Annotated in this window: 21 protein-coding genes; 14 read left to right on the forward strand and 7 right to left on the reverse strand. The window is 50.5% G+C overall.

The genetic code is table 11. From position 1 onward, the window contains the following. Positions 1-71 precede the first annotated feature (71 nt). Positions 72-776: a YIP1 family protein gene (locus AT746_RS12060; protein ID WP_062480643.1), complete on the forward strand. Its 705-nt coding sequence runs from the start codon at positions 72-74 to the stop codon at positions 774-776. Here the strand turns inward: AT746_RS12060 and AT746_RS12065 are convergent, their stop codons facing one another. Continuing rightward, complete coding sequence (locus AT746_RS12065; RefSeq protein ID WP_062480645.1) at positions 777-1628, reverse strand: DUF3025 domain-containing protein; 852 nt, start codon at positions 1626-1628, stop codon at positions 777-779. It abuts the gene before it with no gap. A gap of 169 nt (positions 1629-1797) precedes the next feature. On the opposite strand from AT746_RS12065, the gene AT746_RS12070 reads away from it, so the two are divergent. Together AT746_RS12070 and asnB are read left to right on the forward strand one after the other, a co-directional pair. Next, on the forward strand, positions 1798-3426 hold the full coding sequence (locus AT746_RS12070) for a M28 family metallopeptidase (RefSeq protein ID WP_082633252.1): 1629 nt from the start codon (positions 1798-1800) through the stop codon (positions 3424-3426). A 359-nt stretch (positions 3427-3785) separates the two neighbouring features. After that, on the forward strand, positions 3786-5459 hold the full coding sequence (gene asnB, locus AT746_RS12075) for an asparagine synthase B (RefSeq protein WP_062480647.1): 1674 nt from the start codon (positions 3786-3788) through the stop codon (positions 5457-5459). Positions 5460-5489: 30 nt separating this feature from the next. On the opposite strand, the gene AT746_RS12080 is transcribed toward asnB, so the two are convergent. Further along, a complete protein-coding gene (locus tag AT746_RS12080; protein ID WP_062480649.1) occupies positions 5490-6830 on the reverse strand; it encodes an APC family permease in 1341 nt (446 codons plus the stop codon). 141 nt (positions 6831-6971) lie between these two features. Between AT746_RS12080 and AT746_RS12085 the strand changes: the two genes are divergently transcribed. From AT746_RS12085 to AT746_RS12130, 10 genes are all read left to right on the forward strand, one after another. Next, entirely contained in the window at positions 6972-8582 is a 1611-nt protein-coding gene (locus tag AT746_RS12085; RefSeq protein WP_062480651.1) for an FMN-binding glutamate synthase family protein, read from the forward strand. Positions 8583-8729: 147 nt separating this feature from the next. After that, on the forward strand, positions 8730-8996 hold the full coding sequence (gene ybeD / locus AT746_RS12090; protein ID WP_197414376.1) for a DUF493 family protein YbeD: 267 nt from the start codon (positions 8730-8732) through the stop codon (positions 8994-8996). A 66-nt stretch (positions 8997-9062) separates the two neighbouring features. Next, positions 9063-9647 (forward strand): lipoyl(octanoyl) transferase LipB, encoded by a 585-nt coding sequence (lipB, locus tag AT746_RS12095; RefSeq protein ID WP_231731078.1) that lies wholly within the window; start codon positions 9063-9065, stop codon positions 9645-9647. Continuing rightward, positions 9640-10602 carry a lipoyl synthase gene (gene lipA / locus AT746_RS12100; RefSeq protein WP_062480658.1) on the forward strand — a complete coding sequence of 321 codons (963 nt, stop codon included), beginning with the start codon at positions 9640-9642 and terminating at the stop codon, positions 10600-10602. Before lipB ends, lipA begins: the two co-directional genes overlap by 8 nt. A gap of 224 nt (positions 10603-10826) precedes the next feature. Beyond that, positions 10827-11486: a hypothetical protein gene (locus AT746_RS12105; RefSeq protein ID WP_062484182.1), complete on the forward strand. Its 660-nt coding sequence runs from the start codon at positions 10827-10829 to the stop codon at positions 11484-11486. A 32-nt stretch (positions 11487-11518) separates the two neighbouring features. Beyond that, entirely contained in the window at positions 11519-12451 is a 933-nt protein-coding gene (locus AT746_RS12110) for a serine hydrolase domain-containing protein (RefSeq protein WP_257721087.1), read from the forward strand. Positions 12452-12454: 3 nt separating this feature from the next. Continuing rightward, on the forward strand, positions 12455-13489 hold the full coding sequence (locus AT746_RS12115; protein ID WP_062480662.1) for a sensor histidine kinase: 1035 nt from the start codon (positions 12455-12457) through the stop codon (positions 13487-13489). After that, a complete protein-coding gene (locus AT746_RS12120) occupies positions 13477-14199 on the forward strand; it encodes a LytR/AlgR family response regulator transcription factor (RefSeq protein WP_231730932.1) in 723 nt (240 codons plus the stop codon). The genes AT746_RS12115 and AT746_RS12120 overlap by 13 nt, the downstream gene beginning before the upstream one ends. Positions 14200-14268: 69 nt before the next feature. Beyond that, entirely contained in the window at positions 14269-14886 is a 618-nt protein-coding gene (locus tag AT746_RS12125) for a 1-acyl-sn-glycerol-3-phosphate acyltransferase (RefSeq protein ID WP_197414252.1), read from the forward strand. After that, the gene (locus AT746_RS12130; RefSeq protein WP_082633254.1) at positions 14879-15385 is read left to right on the forward strand and encodes a SprT family zinc-dependent metalloprotease; all 507 of its coding nucleotides are present in this window, start codon (positions 14879-14881) and stop codon (positions 15383-15385) included. Before AT746_RS12125 ends, AT746_RS12130 begins: the two co-directional genes overlap by 8 nt. Before the next feature lie 6 nt (positions 15386-15391). Here the strand turns inward: AT746_RS12130 and AT746_RS12135 are convergent, their stop codons facing one another. Both AT746_RS12135 and AT746_RS12140 read right to left on the reverse strand, forming a co-directional pair. After that, positions 15392-15916 (reverse strand): cytochrome b, encoded by a 525-nt coding sequence (locus AT746_RS12135; RefSeq protein ID WP_062480669.1) that lies wholly within the window; start codon positions 15914-15916, stop codon positions 15392-15394. Positions 15917-15973: 57 nt separating this feature from the next. Then, a complete protein-coding gene (locus tag AT746_RS12140) occupies positions 15974-17134 on the reverse strand; it encodes a glycosyltransferase family 4 protein (protein ID WP_335338197.1) in 1161 nt (386 codons plus the stop codon). A gap of 151 nt (positions 17135-17285) precedes the next feature. Here AT746_RS12140 and AT746_RS12145 point away from each other — a divergent pair, with 151 nt between their 5' ends. Continuing rightward, positions 17286-17816, forward strand: a complete 531-nt coding sequence (locus AT746_RS12145) for a DUF5655 domain-containing protein (RefSeq protein ID WP_062480673.1) — start codon at positions 17286-17288, stop codon at positions 17814-17816. On the opposite strand, the gene AT746_RS12150 is transcribed toward AT746_RS12145, so the two are convergent. The 3 genes from AT746_RS12150 to pnp form a co-directional block, all read right to left on the reverse strand. Next, a complete protein-coding gene (locus AT746_RS12150) occupies positions 17813-19294 on the reverse strand; it encodes a sel1 repeat family protein (protein WP_062480675.1) in 1482 nt (493 codons plus the stop codon). The two genes, AT746_RS12145 and AT746_RS12150, sit on opposite strands and share 4 nt — an antisense overlap. 12 nt (positions 19295-19306) lie before the next feature. After that, positions 19307-20206, reverse strand: a complete 900-nt coding sequence (gene nlpI / locus AT746_RS12155; RefSeq protein WP_062480677.1) for a lipoprotein NlpI — start codon at positions 20204-20206, stop codon at positions 19307-19309. A 309-nt stretch (positions 20207-20515) separates the two neighbouring features. Next, the gene (gene pnp, locus AT746_RS12160) at positions 20516-22630 is read right to left on the reverse strand and encodes a polyribonucleotide nucleotidyltransferase (protein ID WP_062480679.1); all 2115 of its coding nucleotides are present in this window, start codon (positions 22628-22630) and stop codon (positions 20516-20518) included. Between the last annotated feature and the right edge of the window lie 36 nt (positions 22631-22666).

Raw genomic sequence — 22666 nt, forward strand, 5'->3', positions numbered from 1 at the left:
TACCTTCTTAATGCGGGTTTTTTCAAACAAAATTTGTAACAATGTGCCAATTACATGAACAAGGAGTTTAAATGCGCGAGATTACGAATCCATTGCAGGCTTGTCTGGACGTACTCATTCGTCCTAATCCGGTATTTGCCCGTCTGGCAACAGCCAATAACTGGTCCTGGGTACCCTTTGTGCTGCTGGTGGTCATCAGCATATTGCCCGCCTATGCGTATTTTTCCAGCGTGGATATGGATTGGTATCAGGAGCTGATTATCAACCAGACCATGGCTAATGTCAGTCCGGCAGAACAGGACGCGGCCAGAAGCGGCATGACCAGAGAAAACATGATTGCCCTGACCCTGATGTTTGCAGCGCTCGGCATGATCATCGTCAATGCCGTGCTGGCACTATACCTGAACCTGATCACCCGGATGGATCCGGAGCAGGTACACAGCTTTGGTGACTGGTACGGCATGACCTGGTGGGTCAACATGCCGAATATCATTGGCGCGGCTCTGAGTCTGTTGGTGATTTCACTGAGTTCGACCAATCAGTTGCCGCCCGAATCGCTGAATGTCACCTCACTGGCCTACTGGCTGGATGTTCCCATGAGTTCTGACTGGTTCAGTTTACTGCAAAGTGTCAGAGTCGAAAGTTTCTGGACCATTTACCTGCTGGCTGCCGGTATCAGCCAGTGGACGCAAATCAAGTCCAATACCACCTGGTTAATTGCTGCACTGCCCTATGGGATAGTATGGGGCATATGGACGCTGGCCGCGGCGATATAATTATCGCTGCCCCCGCTTTGGCATAAAATAGTCCGTATTAAGATAAAATTCAGGCTGCTGGTTTTGCTCCCACCAGCCGGGTATGCCCAGTAATGGCAATGGATGCAAATGACCTTTTTGTGCCAGGCAATCCTGATTAATCAACCTGTTGTGCAGGGCGGTATCCAGCGCCTGTAATCGTGCTGGCAATGAGGTTGTTGACTCAAAGAACGCTGCAGTCACTTCGATACCCAGCCATTTTCCGGTCAACCCGATATAAGGATGCAGTAACATCTCATAATTGGCATGACCAAAAATAAACGCCTGTATGCTTTGCCCCCAGCAATCCCGGTTGTCATACAGAGCCTGCTGCCACCGATGATTACGGAGCATTTGCGCAATATCGCTGTTGCTGTAGGCCAGTATCACACCGCATTCATCGAAATGAGTGATCCTGTCCCGCCTCGGCGTGCGACTTTTGGCGCCAAAGCGTTCAATATCCTGCATATGGAGCTGGTTCAGCGCTGTCTTTGCCTGAGGAAACTGCCTCCAGATCAGCGCATTAAACAGATCATGCCAGTTTTGTGTGCGAGTCGGGATTTGTCGGTAACGGTGAATAAATTCTTCATAACCTGTCTCCCCCATATCCAGTTCATCCTGAGCCACAAACTGATATTCCAGTCCGGAATCTCTGTTCAGCCAGTCACAATCAGGCCATTGCTGCAGCTCTGAAATTGAGAAAAGCTGATCGAGTTGCGCCAAAGGCTGATGTGCAAATACCCGGCTCTGCCATTGTTGTGGCAAATGGGCACTGAAGCGCCGCTGGGCAGAACGGTCACTGGTCTTATTGCTCGGTTTATCTGACGGTTGCATGGTCTGGCTTATCTGGTCTTTATGACTTAATTTTCCTATACTGGCCGGGAGTTTATAACAATAAAAACCGCTATAACCAAGTAACCTTGTTAAAGGGTTATATCAACAGGCGCTGATTGTTGTTGCAGTTGGTATCAACAAACAATAATCATCACAACGAGAGACAAGCATGAAAATCAAACTGCTAGGAGCAGCACTTATCCCGCTGCTGACGACGCTGGGCTGCAGTAATACCCAGGCCCCGACCAATAACTTTCAACAGGTCTATGATCAGATTAAGGCCAAAGAGCTGGCTAAGCACACCAGAGTGCTGTCCTCTGATGAATTTGAAGGCCGCCTGCCCACCACTGAAGGGGAACAGAAAACCCTGGATTATCTGGTCACGGAATTTAAACGTCTGGGTCTTGAGCCCGGCAATGGCGACAGCTTCTTTCAGCCGGTTAAACTGCTTGAAATCACCGCCGATCCCGACATGACCATGCAGCTTGGCAGCCAGAGCCTAAAGTACAAAGAGGGCATGGTCGCCGGTACCCGTCGTGAGCAGGAAAAGGTTGCCCTGAACGACTCTGATCTGGTGTTTGTAGGCTATGGTGTGAATGCCCCTGAGTATGACTGGAATGACTACGAAGGCCTGGATGTGAAAGGAAAAACCGTGGTGATACTGGTTAATGATCCCGGTTTTGAAAACCCGGACAGCGGCAAGTTTCAGGGTACAACCATGACTTACTATGGCCGCTGGTCATATAAATATGAAGAAGCCAGCCGCCAGGGCGCGGAAGGTGCCATTATCGTGCATGAAACCGCACCGGCATCTTATGGCTGGTCTGTGGTCGCCAATAGCTGGAGCGGCCCGCAGTATGGGCTGGTAACCGACAACGGCAATGCCGATCGGGTTGCCGTTGAAGGCTGGATTACGGTGGACGCGGCGCAACAACTTTTTGCCGAAGCGGGTAAAGATTTTGCGGCAATGAAGGCCAAAGCATTGCAGGGCCCGATGGCTGAACCACTGGGTCTGACTGTATCTGTTGAAGTTAACAGCAGCCTGGAACGTTCCGAAAGCCAGAACGTAATAGCGACGCTGCCAGGCAGCGAACGCCCTGATGAGCATATCATCTACACCGCTCACTGGGATCACCTGGGTAAAGACGACAGCCTGGACGGCGATCATATTTACAATGGCGCCCATGACAATGCCACCGGCACCGCCGCCCTGCTGACCATGGCCAAAGCCTTTAGCAATCTGAATCAACGCCCGGAACGTTCAATCACCTTTTTGGCGGTCACCGCAGAAGAACAGGGCCTGCTGGGTTCTGCTTTCTATGCAGAGCATCCCGTTATACCGCTGGAAAAAACCGTGGCCAACCTGAATATGGATGCCATGAATATTCTTGGTCGTACCAAAAATGTGGCCGTCGTCGGCCAGGGCAAATCTGAACTGGAAGACTATCTGCAAAAAGCCGTTAAGCGTCAGGGGCGTTTTCTGACGGGTGAAGACAGACCCGAAGCCGGTTATTACTACCGTTCGGATCACTTCAGCCTGGCCAAAAAAGGCGTACCGGCCCTGTATGCCAAAGGTGGCACTGAAGCCTGGGATGAAGACACCGCCAGATACCGTAAGCGTGCACAGGTGATTACCCGCGGCTGTTACCATCAGGTCTGTGATCAGTTCCGTGAAAACTGGGACTTCCGTGGCGTACAGCAGGATACCCGCATGTTCTTCGAGGTGGGTTACGACATCGCCAACAGCGAAGACTGGCCGGATTGGTACCCCACCAGCGAGTTTCAGCGCACCAAATAGATAGTAAGGTGTGAGGAGTAAGGAGTGAGGTGTATGGAGCCTCACTACCTTTCTCCTCACTTTTCCTCCTCTCTCCTATCCCCTCACTCCTCACTATCTTATTCCTTAATTGGTAACTTTATTACACAATCATCTTGCATTTTCTGCCAGTGCTGGCAGAGTCTGGGGAGGAAGGAATGTTTCGCAAAAACGCCTTTCGCGGAATTATTTTGCTAAGAAGCTGTTTTTTCACAATTTAGCAACTCATTCCGGGGGCTTATACACTCAGACCTAAAACAGATATCCTCCGATATCCGGCTGCGCGAAAGCGCTTATAAGCCAACACAACTATTTTAATCAGCCAGGAGAGACCCTTATTTATGTGCGGTATATTCGGTATTCTTGACATCAAAACGGATGTCACCGAGCTACGCTCCAAAGCCTTGGAGCTGTCCAAGTTATTGCGCCATCGCGGCCCGGACTGGTCAGGGATCTGGAATAATAATAATACTATTCTGTGTCACGAACGTCTGGCCATTGTGGATCTGGATAATGGTGCGCAACCGCTGATAAGTAATGATAATAATCAAATCCTGGCCGTAAACGGTGAAATTTACAATCACAAGCAGCTTGAGCAAGGCCTGCAAACACCTTACGAGTTTAAAACCCATTCAGACTGTGAAGTGATTCTGCCTTTGTATCAGCAAAAAGGCGTGAATTTTATTGATGATCTCAAGGGCATGTTTGCCTTTGTGCTTTATGATCAGGCCGAAGATGCTTACCTTATTGCCCGTGATCATATCGGTATTATCCCGTTGTACACAGGCTATGACGAACATGGCAACTTCTATGTCGCCTCTGAGCTCAAGGCCTTGTCGCCGGTATGTAAAACCATCAAGGAATTCCCTCCCGGGCATTATCTGTGGAGCAAGACCGGCGAGCTGAAGAAATACTATGAACGGGACTGGATGAGCTATGACGCCGTCAAAGACAATCCTACTAACCTCGACGATCTGAAAACCGCCTTTGAAAAAGCGGTCAAATCGCACCTGATGTCAGATGTGCCCTATGCGGTATTGCTATCTGGCGGACTGGATTCGTCGCTGGTGTCTGCCATTGCCGCCAAATACGCCGCCAAACGGGTAGAAGATGAAGATCAATCTGAAGCCTGGTGGCCGCGGCTGCACTCATTTGCAGTAGGCCTGGAAGGTGCGCCGGACCTGCTTGCGGCGCGCAAAGTAGCAGATATGATCGGCACGGTGCATCACGAGATTCACTTCACTATTCAGGAAGGCCTGGATGCCATCAAGGATGTGATCTACAACCTTGAAACCTATGATGTGACCACTATCCGTGCCGCCACGCCCATGTATCTGATGTCACGCAAGATCAAAGCCATGGGTATCAAGATGGTCCTTTCCGGTGAGGGCTCTGATGAGATTTTCGGCGGATACCTGTACTTCCATAAAGCCCCCAACGCCAGAGAACTGCACGAAGAAACCGTGCGTAAACTCGATCGGCTGCATATGTTTGATTGCCTGAGGGCGAACAAATCAACTTGTGCCTGGGGTGTGGAAGCCCGTGTACCCTTCCTCGATAAAGACTTTATGGATGTGGCCATGCGCCTTAATCCACAGGACAAAATGTGTATTGACGGGCGCATGGAAAAATGGGTGCTGCGCAAGGCCTTTGATAACGGTGAATATCTGCCGGCCGAGGTGCTGTGGCGTCAGAAAGAACAGTTTGGTGACGGCGTTGGCTATTCCTGGATTGATTCGATTAAGGATTACGCCAACGAGCAGATTAGCGACCAACAATTACAGACAGCGGGATTCCGTTTTCCGGTGAACACGCCGGATACCAAAGAAGGCTATTTGTTCCGCACCCTGTTCGAACAGCATTTTCCACAGGAAAGTGCCATCAATTGCGTGCCTGGCGGAAAGTCTATTGCCTGTAGCACTGTTGAAGCACTGGCCTGGGATGAAAGCTTTGCCAGCATGGCAGACCCTTCAGGCCGTTCAATGAAAGGCGTGCATTCCAGCAGCGCCGGATAATATTAGAAACCCCATCAGCCATAACTGTGATTATGGCTGATGCTTCCCCGTCTGCTTCGCGGCCCACCAATACAGAACTGAACCGAGCACAAAAAAGCTGGATGTCATCAGTACTGAATTAAGACTCACCTGCCAACCCAGCCACAGGCATGCCCCTATACCAAGAATCGGAAACAGGTACCCACCGGGCAATCTGAATCCCTGATTAGCCTCTGCCGAGCGCCGCAATCGGGGAATTGCCAGACAGGTGAGAATGAATACCAGCAGGCGTGACAACACTGTGGTGGCCGCCAGCCACACGAAGCTGCCACCCAATGCCAGCAACAGAGTAAATAAACCAAAAAACAATACCGAGTTAGCAGGACTTTGCCAGCGTTGACTGATCCCGGCAAACCAGACAGGCAACATGCCCTGCTGACTCAGCGCAAAGGTGATCCTTGGAGTTGAGTACATCGCCCCCATCAGGTTGCCACCCACCGAAGCCAGCACTCCTGCCATCAGCAACCCTGCCCCGGTTGTCCCCATCAGCACTTCAGCAGTATCCAGCAGCGGACTGGTGGAGTCAGCCAGATCAGGCAGGGCCATTAGTGCGACCCATTGGATCAGCATATACAGCACCGTAACCATAATCAGCCCCGTGATCAGTGCCAGCGGAATGTGACGCCCGGGCTTTTTCGATTCACCCGCTGGCACCACCGCCGACTCAAACCCCACAAAGGCGTAGATTAGCAACAAGGTAGCACCACCAAAATCCACCTGTTGTTGCGGGCCTTGCCATTGCAAACTGAACTCGCTTAGCGCCGGCCCATATTGCAGTGTACCCGCTACCACAATCAGCAATAGCACAGCGAATTTGGCCAGGGTAAAAAGCGCCAGGGAACGCATTGAGCCCAGTGTGCCAAGTAGATTGATGGCAACCAATAAAGCGCAGATCAGTATCAGCAGCAGCGAACGCCACAATCCCTCAGTGGCACCTGACCAGAAAAAACCGATACTGTCGGTTAACAGTACCGTATTGGCAGCGAATGAAATCACCCGCGCCATATAATACAACCAGCCGGCCTGAAACCCGGCAAAACGGCCAAAGGCCTGTTCTGCATAACGCGCAGGGCCGCCACTTTGCTTAAAGTAACTTGCTGCTTCAGCAAAACACAATATCACCGGTAACATCAGCAGCGCACACAAGGGATAAATAATCAGACTATAGTCACCGGCCAGCCTGGCCGCGCCGCCGGGCAACCCGAATATCCCGGCGCCAATAAAACCATTTACCGCCAGCATCCATAACCCCGCCAGACCGAGGGTGCGGGGTAAAGCACCAGAATGGCCCGATGCAGAACGCTGTGAACAGAGGTTTTCTGGTGGCGCCATATAAATTCCCGGTTAGTCAGGCAGATAGTGCAGTATACAAAGCTCTGCTGCGCCGACAAGTGCCGACTCTGGCACTCTGTTATCTGCTTGGCTCAAAACCTGATCCCTATTAAGCTGGTGAAAACTTCAGGAGTCTGATCTATGTATAGTCTTTTTTTTGCAGTTCACCTTTGCGTTTTCGCCCTACTGGGGCTGGCGGGGATGCAATGGCCCTGGGTTTGGTGGTTGCTGGTAATACCGGCACTGACCCTGGCAGTTGGCCTGCATGATATGTTTCAGACCCGGCATACTATTCTGCGTAACTTTCCCTTTATAGGCCGGGCCCGATGGATAATGGAGTCATTACGCCCGTTTATTCGTCAGTATCTGGTTGAATCTGACCTTGACGGCACACCTGTCAGCCGTATGTTTCGCTCGATCGTGTATCAGCGCGCCAAAGGTGTTATGGATTCACTGCCCTATGGCACCCGTCTGGACACTTATGCCGAAGGTTATGAATGGATCAGTCACTCCATTGCTGCACTGAATATCAATACGCTAAACCCTCATCCCCGTGTCCGGATTGGCTCTGAAGACTGCAGACAACCTTACATTTCCAGCTTACTGAATATATCAGCTATGAGCTTCGGTGCGCTCAGCAATCATGCCATCCTGGCGCTCAATAAAGGAGCAAAGTTGGGCCAGTTCAGTCACAATACCGGAGAAGGAGCAATTTCTGAATATCACCTGCACTATGGCGGCGATCTTGTCTGGCAGATAGGCACTGGCTATTTTGGCTGCAGAAACGCCGATGGCACCTTTAATGCCAACTCTTTCAGTGAAAAGGCCTCCCTTGAGCAGGTCAAAATGATAGAAGTTAAGCTCTCTCAGGGGGCCAAGCCCGGTCATGGCGGCATTTTGCCCGCAGACAAGAACTCAGAGGAAATCGCCCGCATCAGGCTAGTTGAACCCCACCAGGATGTGATTTCACCTTCGGCACACAGCGCCTTCTCCACTCCCATTGAGATGCTGGAATTTATTCAACAACTGCGGGAACTCAGCGGCGGCAAACCCATTGGCATAAAACTCTGTATTGGTCGCCAGAGTGAATTTATTGCCATCTGCAAGGCCATGATAAAAACCGGCATAAAAGCAGATTTTATTACGGTAGATGGTGGTGAAGGCGGTACCGGCGCCGCACCGCTGGAGTACAGTAATTCACTGGGCATGCCCCTGCGCGATGGAGTTGCGTTTGTGCATGATTGTCTGATTGGTTTCGGACTGCGCGAGGAAATCCGGATTATCGCCTCAGGTAAGATCTTTTCAGCCTTTCACATGATGCGCTCACTGGCACTTGGTGCCGATCTTTGTAACAGCGCACGGGGCATGATGCTGGCATTAGGTTGCGTGCATTCATTAATCTGCAATACCAACCGTTGCCCCACAGGAGTCGCCACTCAGGACAAACGCTTGACCCGGGGCTTGGATGTCAGCGACAAAGGCCAGAGGGTTGCCCGCTATCATAAAGAAACCCTGCATGCGGCCGTTGATATGGCGTCATCCTGTGGCCTTAATAATCCGGGCCAGATCACCCGCAGCCATGTGTTTCGCCGGGTCGATCACCAGAGTGCACTGCGTTTCGATCAGCTGTATCCGACTCCGGCGCCGGGCAGCTTTCTTAACAAACCCTATCCACCCTCGTTTGAGTCTTACCTGGAAGAGTCCAGCGCCGATAGTTTTATGCCCAGAAAGTATCTGTGTCACAGTTGCTAAATCTGTACAGCCAGAATAACTCCCCTGCACACAGAAGCTGGGCGTGCTTTTGAGCTTAGGGTATAATTGGGCTACTTGGCTTAACAGGCTTGAAATATCGCCGCCACAGCCCCATTTAGCCCTGGATATTGATCTGTTTTGGAGTTGTTGATGGATACCCGTTTTGATGAATTGCTGGATTTCCCTTGTTACCAGACCTTTAAGGTTCTGGGTGTTGCCCATGAGGAATTACCTGAGCATGTGGTTTCCTGTCTGCAACAACATGCACCCGATGACTACAACCCCAGTATCAGACCCAGCACCAAAGGCAATTACCATTCCGTTTCCGTTGATGTCAAAGTCACCAGCAAAGAGCATATGGAAACCATCTACATTGAGCTTGGCAAACTGGAACTGGTAAGAGTGGTGCTCTGAGTAGTGAATCCGCCTCTGATTATTCGCCAGCTTGGTCGTCAGGATTATCAGCCCATCTGGCAGGCCATGCAGAACTTTACCGACAACCGCAATGCCGATACTGCCGATGAGTTATGGCTGGTTGAGCATAACCCGGTATTTACCCAGGGCCAGGCCGGTAAAGAGGAACACTTGTTGGCACCCGGTGATATTCCGGTAGTCAAGGTAGATCGTGGCGGCCAGGTGACCTACCACGGCCCCGGTCAGCAGATGCTGTATGTGTTGCTGAATCTGAAACGCCGCAAACTTGGGGTACGGGATCTGGTTACTGCGCTGGAGCAGTCCATTGTCGAGTTACTTCAGCCCTTTGCCATCAAGGCCTACCCTAAAGCCGATGCACCCGGGGTGTATGTGGAGGGTAAAAAGATCTGTTCAGTGGGGCTGCGCATACGTAAAGGCTGCTCGTTCCATGGCCTGGCGCTGAATGTAAACATGGATCTGGCGCCATTTCAGCGTATAAATCCATGCGGCTATGCCGGCCTTGAAATGGTACACTGTGCAGCATTAGGCGGCCCTGACAATATGGCCGAAACAAGCCAGCTACTGACAACGGCTTTCTGCCGTCAATTAAGCATTGAACACACAGAATATCGGGAAGGTTTTGATGACTAAAGCACGGGTTCAGGCGGGGGTAAAACTTCGCGATGAAGACAAAGTAAAACATATTCCCATCAGCATTGTACCCACTGAACGGGAAGAAATGCTGCGCAAACCAGAGTGGATCAAGATTAAACTGCCCCGCTCTACTGAGCGTGTGGATCAGATCAAAAAAACCTTGCGTAAAAATGGCCTGTATTCGGTGTGTGAAGAAGCCAGTTGCCCGAATTTGTCGGAGTGTTTTAACCACGGCACCGCCACCTTTATGATCCTCGGTGATATCTGCACCCGGCGCTGCCCCTTCTGCGATGTGGCCCATGGTAAGCCGCTGCCACCGAGTGCCGAAGAGCCGGAAAAGCTGGCCAAAACCATCGCCGAAATGAAGCTTAAATATGTGGTGATCACTTCCGTTGACCGCGATGATCTGCGTGACGGCGGCGCTCAGCATTTTGTGGATTGCATTAACGCCATCCGCGAGCACAGCCCGGCCACCAAAATTGAAGTGCTGGTGCCGGATTTTCGCGGCCGTATGGACAAAGCGCTGGAGATCTTTAAAAACGGCGTGCCTGATGTGTTTAATCACAATCTGGAAACCATTCCCCGGCTTTACCGCGAATGCCGCCCCGGCGCCAACTACAAATGGTCACTGGAACTGCTGAAAAAGTTTAAACAACAGCACCCGGATATTCTCACCAAATCCGGCCTGATGATGGGCATGGGTGAAAACCAGCAGGAAATGGAAGTGGTGCTTAAAGATCTTCGTGATCATGACGTAGATATGCTGACCCTGGGCCAGTATCTGCAGCCCAGCCGTCACCATTTCCCGGTCAAACGTTATGTGCATCCCAGCGAATTTGATGCCCTGCGCGAGCGGGCCTATGAATTAGGCTTTACCCACGCCGCCTGTGGCCCGCTGGTACGCTCCAGCTACCATGCCGACCGCCAGGCCGCCGGTGATGAGGTGAAATAGACGGCTAAAGAAACAACTTACAGCCCGGTCCTTGCCGGGCTTTTATCCTGCAAACCGAAACTGTGCTGCGCCGATAACCGAACATTTTCAAATAATGTTGCTGCTTGCCCAAGCCATTTATCCTGATTTAATACCGCCAATAATCTGCTAAAACCACTTATCATAATTCCCTGCACCCAAGCGGCGATCAGATTAAACTGACAATGTTTTTATGGGAGATGCTTATGAAAATTCTTGTCCTGTTCGTAGTGTTATTGTTCAGTCAGTCCGCACAGTCAGAGAATGATGTCAGTGGACAGTGGCGGGGTTTATTAAAGCTAACGCCTCAAAGTGCCATTGTTTTAGGCATTGGTATCAAGAAAACCGATAGCAATGTTACCGTTGTGGTAAACAGTCCCAATCAGGGAATGCCGGATAGACCCGTCGACGAGTTTACCCTTGAAGACAACCAACTACATTTTAAGGTTGAGGAGCTTGGCGCATCATTTACCGGCACCTTCGAAGACAACACCCTGACGGGTACCTTTACACAACGAAAAGCCTTTGATATTACCCTGCACCGCTTATCCGAGAAGCAGCAAGCCCGGCTGATAAATGAACGTCAATGGTTTGGCAATTTACAGGTATCACCGAATGCAGAGCTGCCGCTGGTGCTGAATATAGCGGTTATCGGTGATCGTTATCATGTCACGCTGGACAGCCCGCAACAACAAAGCTACGGAATCCCTGTAAACGAGTTTTCACTGACTGACAAGCAGCTTACCTTTGCCTCATCCATGATCAACGCAAGTTATAAAGGAAACTGGCAGGATGATAGCTGGCAAGGCACCTTTGTGCAGGGAATGGCTATGCCATTAACCTTTAAAAAAAAGCCTCCCCATTAGTCAATCCTGATATTGCAGATTTAAGGCCATGGATAAAAGAGTATTTTAATCGCCATGGCGTTGCCATCGGCCTGATCAAAAATAACAACATCCGTTATCTGGTACATGGCTATGCCGACATTACCAACAACATAAAGGTAAGCACAGAAACCCTGTTTGAAATCGGTTCCATATCAAAGCCTTTGACTGCATTTCTGTTTGCCTCTGAGGCAGCCTCAGGCGCACTGAGGCTGAATACACCGGTTTCGTCATTACTTCCCGACGCTGCCAATGCTCTGAAGCAGATAACGCTGGCGGAGTTGATCACACATCAATCGGGTTTACCCAGGCTTCCGCCCAACCTTGCGCATATTGGCATCCTTAACCCCTATGCCAGATACGATAAAGAAGCATTACTTGAAGCTGTTCGTGATGTTGTACCGGGTCAGAAGTCGTTTCAGTATTCTAATTTTGGCTACGCTATACTGGCTGCAGCCGCTGAGGCCAGATACGCGGATAACTATGCAATGCTGATGAGAAAGGCTGTTTTCCCGGTTTTTAATATGCAAAATGCGGATGTGGCCTCTGCAGACAAAACCTTCAGCCAGCTCGCCAACGGGCATTTGATCAGCGGAGATAAAACCATTAACTGGCAATTTGACAGCATGGCCGGTGCCGGTGGTGTGATCGCGAGTATTGCTGATATGACGCAGATGATCACCACAATTTTCAGCAAATATGACAGCAGCCCGGCGCTACAAAAATGGTTAGCCCCGCTGCAAGAGGGGGAGCCCGACATGGCAATGGGGTGGATGATGAGCGATGATGGCAGCTATTTCCACGGCGGGCAGACTCTTGGCTTCTGCGCTTACGTTGGCTTTACTCCGGAAACACAGGCGGGTGTTGTGATCCTGACAAATATTGCCAAAAACGTCAGTGTCCCGGGATTTCAGATACTCCGGCAACTCAATAAACAACAAGACTAAGAAATGAAACTCGCTTCATACTGGCCACTGCAACTGATGTCATGGACAGCTGTTTATCTGCTGTTCTGTGTGATGATTCTCAATCGCCCGTTACTGATCTATACCGAGTTCCTGTACGGTGCCATTCTGATTAGCTGCACAGCGACAGGCTCTCATCTAACCAGATTGATGTACAAGAGGTATTTATTACGCAGCCCCGTCTGGTTGCAAGGCATGTGTTTAATTACCGCCAGCGTGTTAGTCGCATCTCTTGCCACCGTGGTACTGATTGTCAGCGTATTTATTGTCTCAGCAACAGATTTCGGTAACCCAATTCCAGCCAGTCAGAGACTGTTCGTCATCAGCAACGTGTTCTGGGGCAACGTCATCAACATGCTGGCCCTTATGCTACTTTGGAGCGCCTTGTACTTTGCTGTTCAAAAAGTCAGACAACTGAAACAAACGCGAGAGCTGTTACAACAGAGTCAATTGGATGTACTTATAAACCAGCTCAAGCCTCACTTTTTATTTAACAGTATTAATAATATCCGCGCATTGATTCTGGAGGATCAGGAAAAAGCCCGTGATATGCTCAGTTCACTGGCAGACATGCTGCGCTATAGTCTGAGCAGCCAGTCAGACATAAAGGTACCAGTGTGTCAGGAAATGCAGTTTGTGCAGGACTATGTCGCTCTGTGTTCTATTCAGTTTGAACAGGCTTTACAATTTTCTGCACATATTGAAGAGGACTGCCAGCAGGCGCTGATTCCAAGAATGTTACTGCAATTCTGTGTTGAAAATGCGTTCAAGCATGGTATCAGCCAGCTACCTGATGGTGGCAAGATTGATCTATTTATTAACAGAAACGGACAACAGTTAGTGATCCGATTATTTAATGACGGACAAATCCGATGCAACAGCGACACGACAGGGATTGGACTGCGCAACATTCAGCAGCGGTTGAAACTCCTTTACGGGGAACAGGCTGACCTGCAACTTTCCCTCCGAGACAAACGGGTATTGACCCATATTCAGTTACCTTTGGAATGCCTTCAGTGAGAGTCCTGATAGTTGATGACAGTCGCCTTGCTCGTTTAGAGCTAAAAGAACAGTTGAAAAAGATCGGCGGTATCGATCTTATTACTGAGGCGGCGAATACCCGCGATGCTCTGCAGATAATAACAGAGCACCAGCCAGACGTACTGCTGCTGGATATCAATATGCCCGGCGGCGACGGGTTCTCATTGCTGGAACAACTCGACAGTCTGCCCTATGTTATTTTTGTTACCGCGTACGAAGAATATGCCCTGAAGTCTTTTGATTTCAATGCCACGGATTACTTATTAAAACCCGTCACAACTGAGCGCCTGTCTCGTGCACTGAACAAAATAACCGGCTTTGAGAAGGAACAACAACTCAGCCTGCAAGCCGACTGTCAGGTCTTTGTAAAAGACGGTGAGCGCTGCTTTCTGGTTCAGGTAGCAGACATTATTGCCTGTGAGGCGATAGGCAATTACTGCAAAGTGATTATCAACGGGCATGAAAGGCACCATGCGCCGCTGATCTATAAAAACCTGTCGCAACTGGAGAAGCGACTGCCTGCAAGATACTTTTTTCGTGCCAATCGAAGCTGGATAATCAACACCAGATTTATAGCGGATATTGAACTGTCGCCCGGTAACGGCCTTATATTTCAGCTCACCAATAATTTGTCTGTTGATGTTTCCAGGCTACAATCGGTGCAGTTCAGGCAACGCTGGGGCCTGTGAATATCCTTTTTCCTGAATATAAATGCTATAGTCTGGGATATCCTGATTCAGCCATCTGATGTCTCAATTTTGACTGAACAAACCAACAACAACTCTGCTGGTTTTGGCCAGCGCACTGCCAATTATTTGCTGCACCTCGCAGGCTGGCAAGTGTCACCTTTTCCGGATCTGAAACAAGCCATAGTGGTTGGCGGCCCTCATACTTCCAACTGGGATGGGGTGCTGGGCATATTAAGTGCTGCAACCCTTGGCGTACACAGCAGAATAATGATCAAGAACAACCTGTTTAAGTGGCCATTGGCGCCGCTGTTACGAAAACTGGGAGGTATTCCCATTGATCGCAGCCGCAGTACCGGTGTGGTAGAGCAGGCCGCAGCCCTGTTTGGCCAATACCACAAGCTGGTATTGATCATGACACCCGAGGGCACAAGAACCCGCGCGCCGCGCTGGAAAACCGGCTTCTATCATATTGCAAATAAGGCCTGTGTCCCCATTGTGCTGGCCACTGCCGACTATGTAAAAAAACAGGTAACCTTTCCTCTGGTGTTGCAGCCCAGCGGTAACCTTGAGGCCGATATGCACAGAATGTATCAGTGTTTCGCCAGTGTAATCCCACGTCACCCGGACAAACTCTCTGCTCCGGTCAAAGTCCTGTGGGATAAGCAGCATGGTATCGGCCATGACTAAGCTGAGCGAAACCATCAGGCAACAGGCGCAACAATGTCTGGAACAGTCGGTTGCAAAAGCCAGCGTGGTACTGCAAAGGGATATTGCTTTGCCTGACTTAAGTTTTAAACAACGCGGACGTATTGCCGGTACTGCCCGTTTACAGGACTATGAAATCCGCCTTAACCCCGTATTGCTGGCGGAAAACCCCGATGAGTTTATGCGCGAGGTAATCCCTCACGAACTCTGCCATTTATTGGTATGGCAGTTATATGGAAGAGACAATAAAAAAGGCCGGATAAAACCCCACGGCCAGGAATGGAAAGCCCTGATGTGGGAGATTTTTGACCTTAAGGGCAGTGCCTGCCACCAGATGGATATACAAAGTGTTCAGGGCCGGCATTTCAGCTACCGCTGCAACTGCGGCCCGGTCAGTTTAAGCATTCGCCGCCACAACAAAATCAGACAGGGGGTAAAATATATTTGCCGCACCTGCAGACAACAGTTGCAGGCGGCTTAGCTGGCTCTACCACATACGTTTAAGTATTTGTTGTTTGCCACTGCGGGAGTGGCGTATGGTCATCAGAATATGGCCCAGGATCATGACAAATAACAACCAGCCCAGCCAGCCATGCAACAAACTACCTGGTGCTATCATCCATTCGATTTTATCCCCTTCAAATCCGCTCATCAGGGGTATTCCAAAGGGTTCAAACGCCCTTCCCGATCCATACTGGCGCAGCAGAGCCAGAAACGGCACCACCGCCACTAACAAATACAACGCGGTATGACCATACTTCGCAAGCAGGTTAATGGATGCCGGACGCCGGCTCAGATTCATCAACGCCCAAATGACCCTGAGTACAATCAGCACCATCAGTAAAAATCCCAGTGGTTTGTGGGTGGCCCATAAAAATTCATCCAGTGGCGAATCTTCAAGCGCCACTCTGGTCACCACAGTGGCGCATTGCCAGAGCAGCGCCAGCGCCATCAGCCAGTGAAAAAGACGACTTACTAATCCGTACCGCTCTTGTGCATCCTGAATGTGCATAAATCACCTTTTTTTAAATAGTTATATTGGTAATACCAAAAAAAACCGACTCTAAGCTCAGCAGAATCGATTTTTAGCCTCAATCCACTGCGCCATATACTGAGTGCTTTTCATACTATGATGACGCAACATGGCACCATAGAAATTATCCAGACGATGTTGCTGCAGGTTTGCTGATAACTGCTGTATCCGCCTGATCAAATTAGCACTGTGCTCAGTGCCATTGAACCGTTTTGCGATCAGTGCACTGGCATTGTGGCTAAGTGGTTGCCACATCTGCGGCTGCTGATACAGCGCTATGGCCTGATGCACAAACGTATCGGCGTTATCTGCTATCAGTAAACCAGAGTCACAATCGCCGTAGATCCCTTCCGCGCCTGTACTGCTGGTAACAGCGGGCGTGCCGGTGCTGGCGGCATCAATCAGTTTGCCCTTTAATCCGGCGCCGAATCTGAGTGGTGCCAGCATCACCCGGCTCTGGCTTATCACCTCAAGGGCATCTTCTGCCCAGCCTTTAACCACAAAGCCCTGCTTCGGGTTATGCAACTGGGTGGCCTTGGGCGGCGGATAGGCGCCATAAATATGCAGCTCCACCTGTGGCAGGGACTTTCTGATCTGCGGCCAGATATCCGATTTAAGATATTGCACCGCATCCCAGTTCGGTGCGTGGCGGAAATTACCTATGCTGATAAAGTGCTGACGCTGTGCAAAAGGTATGACGGGCTTTTGCTGCTCAGCATCGGCCATAAAAGGACAATAATGCAAAATACCGGCGGGCAACTGAAACCACTTTTCCAGCCACGCCATTTCATACTCGGAGATAATCAGACTTAAGTCACAGCGCAATATGGCGGCGATTTCACGGATCGCCAGCTCTGAATAAATCTGCTTTGCTGTTAGCTCAGTGTCGTGTTTCAGGGCCTGATGCCGGGCATGGCGCAGGCAGTGCAAATCTTCTGTATCCAGCACTCTTATAGCCTGTGGACAGTGCTTCTCTACCCGCCAGCCAAACTGCTCTTCCATCATAAAACGGTCGAAGATCACCAGTTCGGGCTGCATCTGGGCCATCAGTTCATCAAAAGAGCTGCAATTGAGGGTCAGCGTCAGCGCCTGCACATCAATACCGTTCAGATCCAGCGCATGGGGGCTGGATTGTGCCGGTGAACCATAGACAACCCGGTAATCAGCATCCTGCAAGCTTCTGATAAGCTGCAACATACGACTTCCAGCCGCTGACGACGCGGGCTCCGGCCACACATAACCGATAATAAATGCTGTTTTCATGGCCGGGGATTATATGTCATGGGGAGTTTCCTGCCAAAATAGACTATCTTTGATTTTTGCAGATTGGCTGACGAGCAAAACGAAAATGGAACAAAACCTCAAACAAAAAACCGGTAAAGACCTTCAACAGTGGAAAACCGCCCTCGGTCCAATGGGGTTTAACAAACATGGTGAAATCATGGCCTACCTCAAAGGCGAGTGTGGTTTGAGCCACGGCTATGCCAATTTTATTGCCCTGAAATTCAGGGAGGCTGACGCAGCATCCCACAATGATGCAGATCTGATAAGCGCGCAATATAAGGGCAAGGAGTCGCTGTTAATCCTGTTTGAGCATCTGAGGCAACAGATTCAGTCGCTGGGCATCGATATTGAAATGGTGCCCAAAAAAGCGGCGGTGAGCTTTCGCCGCAAACGACAGTTCGCACTGATTCAGCCTTCAACAAAAACCCGCATTGACCTGGGTCTGAAACTGGATAACACCGCCTTCGAGGGACGTCTGGAAGCATCGGGACCCTTTGGCAGCATGTGCAGTCACAGGATTCAGATCAGCGAAACCACACTGCCCGATGATGAAGTGTTTGGCTGGATAAAACAGGCCTATGATCAGGCAGGTTAATCAGGTGCAACAGCGCCGTGCTGAAGGCTACTGGCGGGGTTAACCGGATTAATAGTGTAAAAGGCGTCGCGCTTTTGCCACCAGTGCTGAGCCTGTTCATATTTACCTTGCTGCTCAAGGGCCTGAGCAATATTGATATAAGCCGGCAGCAATTGTTGCTTGTCGGCTAATTGCTGCTTCCACAATGTCAGATAAACCTCGGGGATATAGGCCTGATCGTGATACTCCATAAACGTGAGTTTATCGCTGGCTTTGTAAGCCTGCAGTGGATGATTATTGCAGGTCCGGGATTTGGCCAGACGCCAGTCAACATCGGCCTGGCGCCATTTATCGACCTTCAGCGGCAGCTCCTCTTCGGAGAGGGTAAAAATCAGATTGGGTGGTTGCAGATTTGGATGACACATCTGCCCGGCCAGCTCACTGGATAAGGGATACTCATCCACAAAGCCAGCAAAATGCGCCAGTTCATGCACAAACACCGAATAGCTGTCGGTCAGATCCAGATACATAATGCCGTTATGCACATTGGCCTTGCCCTTAGGCGCCAGCACCAGAATATGACTGAGATTGTCATCCAGTGGCAACTCAGCCAGTCTGGCCGCATCACAGCCCAGACGACGCTGGCCTTGCCAGTTGGCATCACAGTTAAGCCGGTTATCCGCAAGCCAGATAGGCTTAAGCAGGCAAATGGGCAGTTCAGACAAACGCTTGTCACGATGAAACTCATCTGCCAGAGCAATAAACTGGCGCATGTTCTCCAGCGACGTCACCACCGGCTGGATCTGCATAGCACAGTGTCGCCCGCTTGTTGCAGCCCTTTCGGGTCCCCAACCTATGGCCTGTTGCGCTGGCCAGTGGTTTTCAATCAACGCAACATATTCCTGCGCGACGTTGCTGCCCAGGCGGCTTGCCAGCTTAAAACCCTCCCGGGCTTTGCCATGCAACCCTTGTTGCCAATGTTGTCTGGCCAGGATCAGGGCGCTGGCAGCATCCTGCAATGCGGCCTGTTCCAGCCAGGGTGTGGCTTTGTCTTTTTCTCCCTGGTGCAGATACCACTGATACAGTGAAATCATTGCCGGCAGATACTGCTGATGGGCTGCCCGCTTTAACAACTGAACCCGCTTCAGGGCAGAATCGGTCAACAATGCCAGTTCATATTGAGCCCTGGAATAACCACCGTTGGCGGATTGGGTCAGCAAGGCTATATGGCGATCTTCGTCCCCTTCATTCAGCGCCAGAATATAATAGGCAGCGGCATCGCCTGCCTCTGCCACCTGCTGCAGCCAATAAGGATCCTGATTATCTCTTGCATAGCCGGATAATGCGTCAAGCGCCTGATCCGAGCCAAGCATGACGCCGAGATACAAGGCGTGGGGTGAGCTCGTCTGCTGAATCAGTAAAGGCAGATAGCGCTGGCCGCTGGAAACCAACAGCAATAGCGCCAGACCTGCAACCACCAGCAGGCGCAGTCTTTTCAATGACTTCACCTGTTACTGACGCCGACTATCGGAAAGCACGTCTTCGCGGATAAGTTCGAGTTCCAGCCTGGCATAGCGATGCTCCACAAACTCGTACACATTGGTGCTGAGTGACAACTTAAAATAGTTGGATGCCACAGCAGTTTCTCCGCGGGCCCCATGATACTTACCCAGATAGAAATAGGCTTCACAGAGTCTGTTGGCCAGTTCACGCTGGTTCTGAATGTTCATCAGCAGCCCGGACAGCAACTGTCGTTCGGTAATTTTGCCCAGATACAAATCCACCAGTTGGGTGGCCCACTCCTGTTCACGCAACTGTGTGCGACTGGCGGCCAGGTTTTTCTGTGCCTGTGCGTAGTCCACTTCTGACTCGGCAATAAAGGTCCACAATGCGCGATAGGGATCCCGTTCATCTTTTTGATAATAACGATGCAAATCCTCTACCGCCAGCTCGGGTCTGCCGCCGTAATAAAGGGCGATACCACGATTCAAAAAGGCGTAGTCATGTTCAGGGTCAATATCCAAAGTGGCATCAAAAGATTCATAGGCCTGAATAAATTCACGATTCTGGGTGTGATGAATGCCCATATAGTTATAGGCTTCGGCCAAATCAGGTTTAAGTTTTAACGCCATAGAAAAATCAAACTGCGCCAGCCCCGACAGACCCACGCTGTCATACAGGGTGCCGCGCTGATACAACAGGTCGGCACGCTGGCTGTCCTCCAGTTCTACCTGCCCCAGAATCTGATTATAGCGGGCCAGCGCCATCTGACTGCGCATATTAGCCGGCAACGGCTCTACCAGCACCAGATTACCCATCTGACCATTACCATACTGGCTGTGATTAACAGAGGTACAGGCTGCAGTTAACAGCAGAAAAAGGAGAATTAAGCCGGGTCTGAAACATTGCATAGTGTATAAATGAGCCTGTTCTGAAGATGAGATTTGAATACCAACTACCTTATACCTGTTATCGGTACCAACATAAAGGCTGTCAGTGTATCAAAATTTAGTACGCTGGCGCACCTGGCATAACGGGTTCGTGCAGCTGGTGAGTCTCTCAGGGTGAGGCGAACACCAAAACTCAGGGAGAGTTTTAGGAGAGCTTCAGCTGGCCTGCGCAGCAGGTGAGCTACAGGGAAGTAGCGAGCAAAAAAAATGGCATCCTCAGGATGCCATTTTTATTCAGTCAGGAATAACGCCGCTAAGAGGCGCGCTACCTTATTCTTCTGATTGTGGTTCCTGCTGTGCAGGTTTTTCAAGCAGTTCTTTCATGCTCAGACGAATGCGGTTCTGACGGTCGATTTCCATCACTTTCACATCCACCATCTGACCTTCAGTAAGGTAATCAGATACCTTGGCCACACGCTCATGGGCGATTTGCGAGATATGTACCAGGCCTTCTTTACCCGGCAGTACTTCAACAAAGGCACCAAAATCGACAACCCGCACCACTTTACCGTGGTAAGTCTTACCCACTTCCACATCGGCGGTAATGGCTTCAATCAGCTCAATAGCAAGCATGGCTTTAGCGCGTTCGGCGGCAAAGATCTTAATAGTGCCGTCATCTTCAATCTCGATATTGGTATCAGATTTCTCGGTAATAGAACGGATATTGGCGCCGCCCTTACCGATAACATCACGAATCTTGTCCTGCTCTACCTTGATGGTATAGATGCGCGGGGCAAATTCAGACATCTCTTCACGAGGCTGATTAATCGCCTGATCCATCACACCGAGAATGTGCAGACGGGCTTCTTTGGCCTGCTTCAGGGCAACCTGCATGATTTCCTGCGTGATACCTTCGATCTTGATATCCATCTGCAGAGCAGTGATACCTTCCTGGGTACCGGCCACTTTAAAGTCCATATCACCGAGATGATCTTCATCACCAAGGATATCGGACAGCACCACAAACTTGTCATCAGACTTAACCAGCCCCATGGCAATACCGGCCACTGAGGCTTTAATCGGTACACCGGCGTCCATCAGTGCCAGCGAGGTACCACAAACCGAGGCCATGGAAGAAGAACCGTTAGACTCGGTGATTTCTGATACCACACGAATGACATAGGGGAATTCTTCGGCGCTTGGCATAACAGCCTGAATACCGCGTTTGGCCAGACGACCATGGCCGATTTCACGGCGCTTGGGCGAGCCAATCATGCCGGTTTCACCCACGCAGTAGGGAGGGAAGTTATAATGCAGCATAAAGCGGCTGTTGGTCATGCCGCCCAGCTCATCGATCATCTGTGCATCACGTTCAGTACCCAGTGTTGCGGCAACAAGAGCCTGGGTCTCACCACGGGTAAACAGGGCTGAACCATGGGTACGGGGCAGAATACCGGTGCCAACACTCAAAGCACGGATCATCTGAGGGTCACGGCCATCGATACGCGGCTCACCGGCCAGAATGCGTGAACGCACCACATCACTTTCCAGTTCATGCAGCAGTTCTTTCACTTCTTTGCTGTCCTGCTCAGGATCCTGCTCTTCAATCTGCGCTACAACGTTGTCACTCAGCGCGGTAATGGCATCTTTACGGGCCATCTTGTCAGAGATTTGATAGGCCTCTGTCATCTGCTCTTCGGCCAGCTCTTTAATTTTGGCTTTCAGGGCAGTGTTTTCAGCAGGCGGCTGCCAGTCCCACTTAGGCGTATTCACCTCAGCGGCAAACTCATTTACTGCCTTGATCACAGTCTGAGACTGTTCATGGCCGTAGACCACCGCACCCAGCATGGTTTCTTCAGACAACATATTGGCTTCGGATTCCACCATCAGCACGGCGCTTTCGGTACCGGCCACCACCAGATCAAGCTGGCTTTCAGGTTGCTCGGAAACCAGGGTGTTGAGCATATACTGGCCATCTTTATAACCGACGCGGGCGGCGCCGATAGGGCCATTAAAAGGAATACCCGAAATCGCCAGGGCCGCAGAGGTACCGATCATGGAAATCACATCGGTAGGAATATCAGGGTTGGCAGAGACGACAGTGATCACCACCTGAACTTCGTTCATAAAGCCATCCGGGAACAACGGGCGGATCGGGCGGTCGATCAGTCGGGCAGTCAGGGTTTCGTATTCGGAAGGGCGACCTTCACGCTTGAAAAAACCACCGGGGATCTTACCCGCGGCGTAGGTTTTTTCCTGATAATTCACAGTCAGAGGGAAAAAGTTCTGGTCAGGCTTGGCTTCTTTTTTACCAACCACGGTAACCAGTACAGAGGTGTCATCCATGCTTGCCATCACAGCTGCAGTGGCCTGACGGGCGATAACGCCGGTTTCGAGAGTTACGGTATGCTGACCATATTGAAAAGTCTTAGTAATAGGTGTCACTTTTTATATCCTTTCCGGGAGCCTTCTGTTCAACAA

Origin of the sequence: Lacimicrobium alkaliphilum, assembly GCF_001466725.1 — a bacterium.
GTDB lineage: Bacteria > Pseudomonadota > Gammaproteobacteria > Enterobacterales > Alteromonadaceae > Lacimicrobium > Lacimicrobium alkaliphilum_B.

What these genes read in the sequence shown, in the direction of transcription:
- AT746_RS12080 (WP_062480649.1), bottom strand. Translation starts at nt 6,830, where the DNA reads ATGGCGCCACCAGAAAACCTCTGTTCACAGCGTTCTGCATCGGGCCAT.
- AT746_RS12060 (WP_062480643.1), top strand. Translation starts at nt 72, where the DNA reads ATGCGCGAGATTACGAATCCATTGCAGGCTTGTCTGGACGTACTCATT.
- AT746_RS12130 (WP_082633254.1), top strand. Translation starts at nt 14,879, where the DNA reads ATGACTAAGCTGAGCGAAACCATCAGGCAACAGGCGCAACAATGTCTG.
- AT746_RS12120 (WP_231730932.1), top strand. Translation starts at nt 13,477, where the DNA reads ATGCCTTCAGTGAGAGTCCTGATAGTTGATGACAGTCGCCTTGCTCGT.
- nlpI (WP_062480677.1), bottom strand. Translation starts at nt 20,206, where the DNA reads ATGCAATGTTTCAGACCCGGCTTAATTCTCCTTTTTCTGCTGTTAACT.
- AT746_RS12135 (WP_062480669.1), bottom strand. Translation starts at nt 15,916, where the DNA reads ATGCACATTCAGGATGCACAAGAGCGGTACGGATTAGTAAGTCGTCTT.
- lipA (WP_062480658.1), top strand. Translation starts at nt 9,640, where the DNA reads ATGACTAAAGCACGGGTTCAGGCGGGGGTAAAACTTCGCGATGAAGAC.
- lipB (WP_231731078.1), top strand. Translation starts at nt 9,063, where the DNA reads ATGCAGAACTTTACCGACAACCGCAATGCCGATACTGCCGATGAGTTA.
- asnB (WP_062480647.1), top strand. Translation starts at nt 3,786, where the DNA reads ATGTGCGGTATATTCGGTATTCTTGACATCAAAACGGATGTCACCGAG.
- AT746_RS12065 (WP_062480645.1), bottom strand. Translation starts at nt 1,628, where the DNA reads ATGCAACCGTCAGATAAACCGAGCAATAAGACCAGTGACCGTTCTGCC.
- AT746_RS12140 (WP_335338197.1), bottom strand. Translation starts at nt 17,134, where the DNA reads ATGTTGCAGCTTATCAGAAGCTTGCAGGATGCTGATTACCGGGTTGTC.
- AT746_RS12145 (WP_062480673.1), top strand. Translation starts at nt 17,286, where the DNA reads ATGGAACAAAACCTCAAACAAAAAACCGGTAAAGACCTTCAACAGTGG.
- AT746_RS12085 (WP_062480651.1), top strand. Translation starts at nt 6,972, where the DNA reads ATGTATAGTCTTTTTTTTGCAGTTCACCTTTGCGTTTTCGCCCTACTG.
- AT746_RS12105 (WP_062484182.1), top strand. Translation starts at nt 10,827, where the DNA reads ATGAAAATTCTTGTCCTGTTCGTAGTGTTATTGTTCAGTCAGTCCGCA.
- AT746_RS12115 (WP_062480662.1), top strand. Translation starts at nt 12,455, where the DNA reads ATGAAACTCGCTTCATACTGGCCACTGCAACTGATGTCATGGACAGCT.
- AT746_RS12070 (WP_082633252.1), top strand. Translation starts at nt 1,798, where the DNA reads ATGAAAATCAAACTGCTAGGAGCAGCACTTATCCCGCTGCTGACGACG.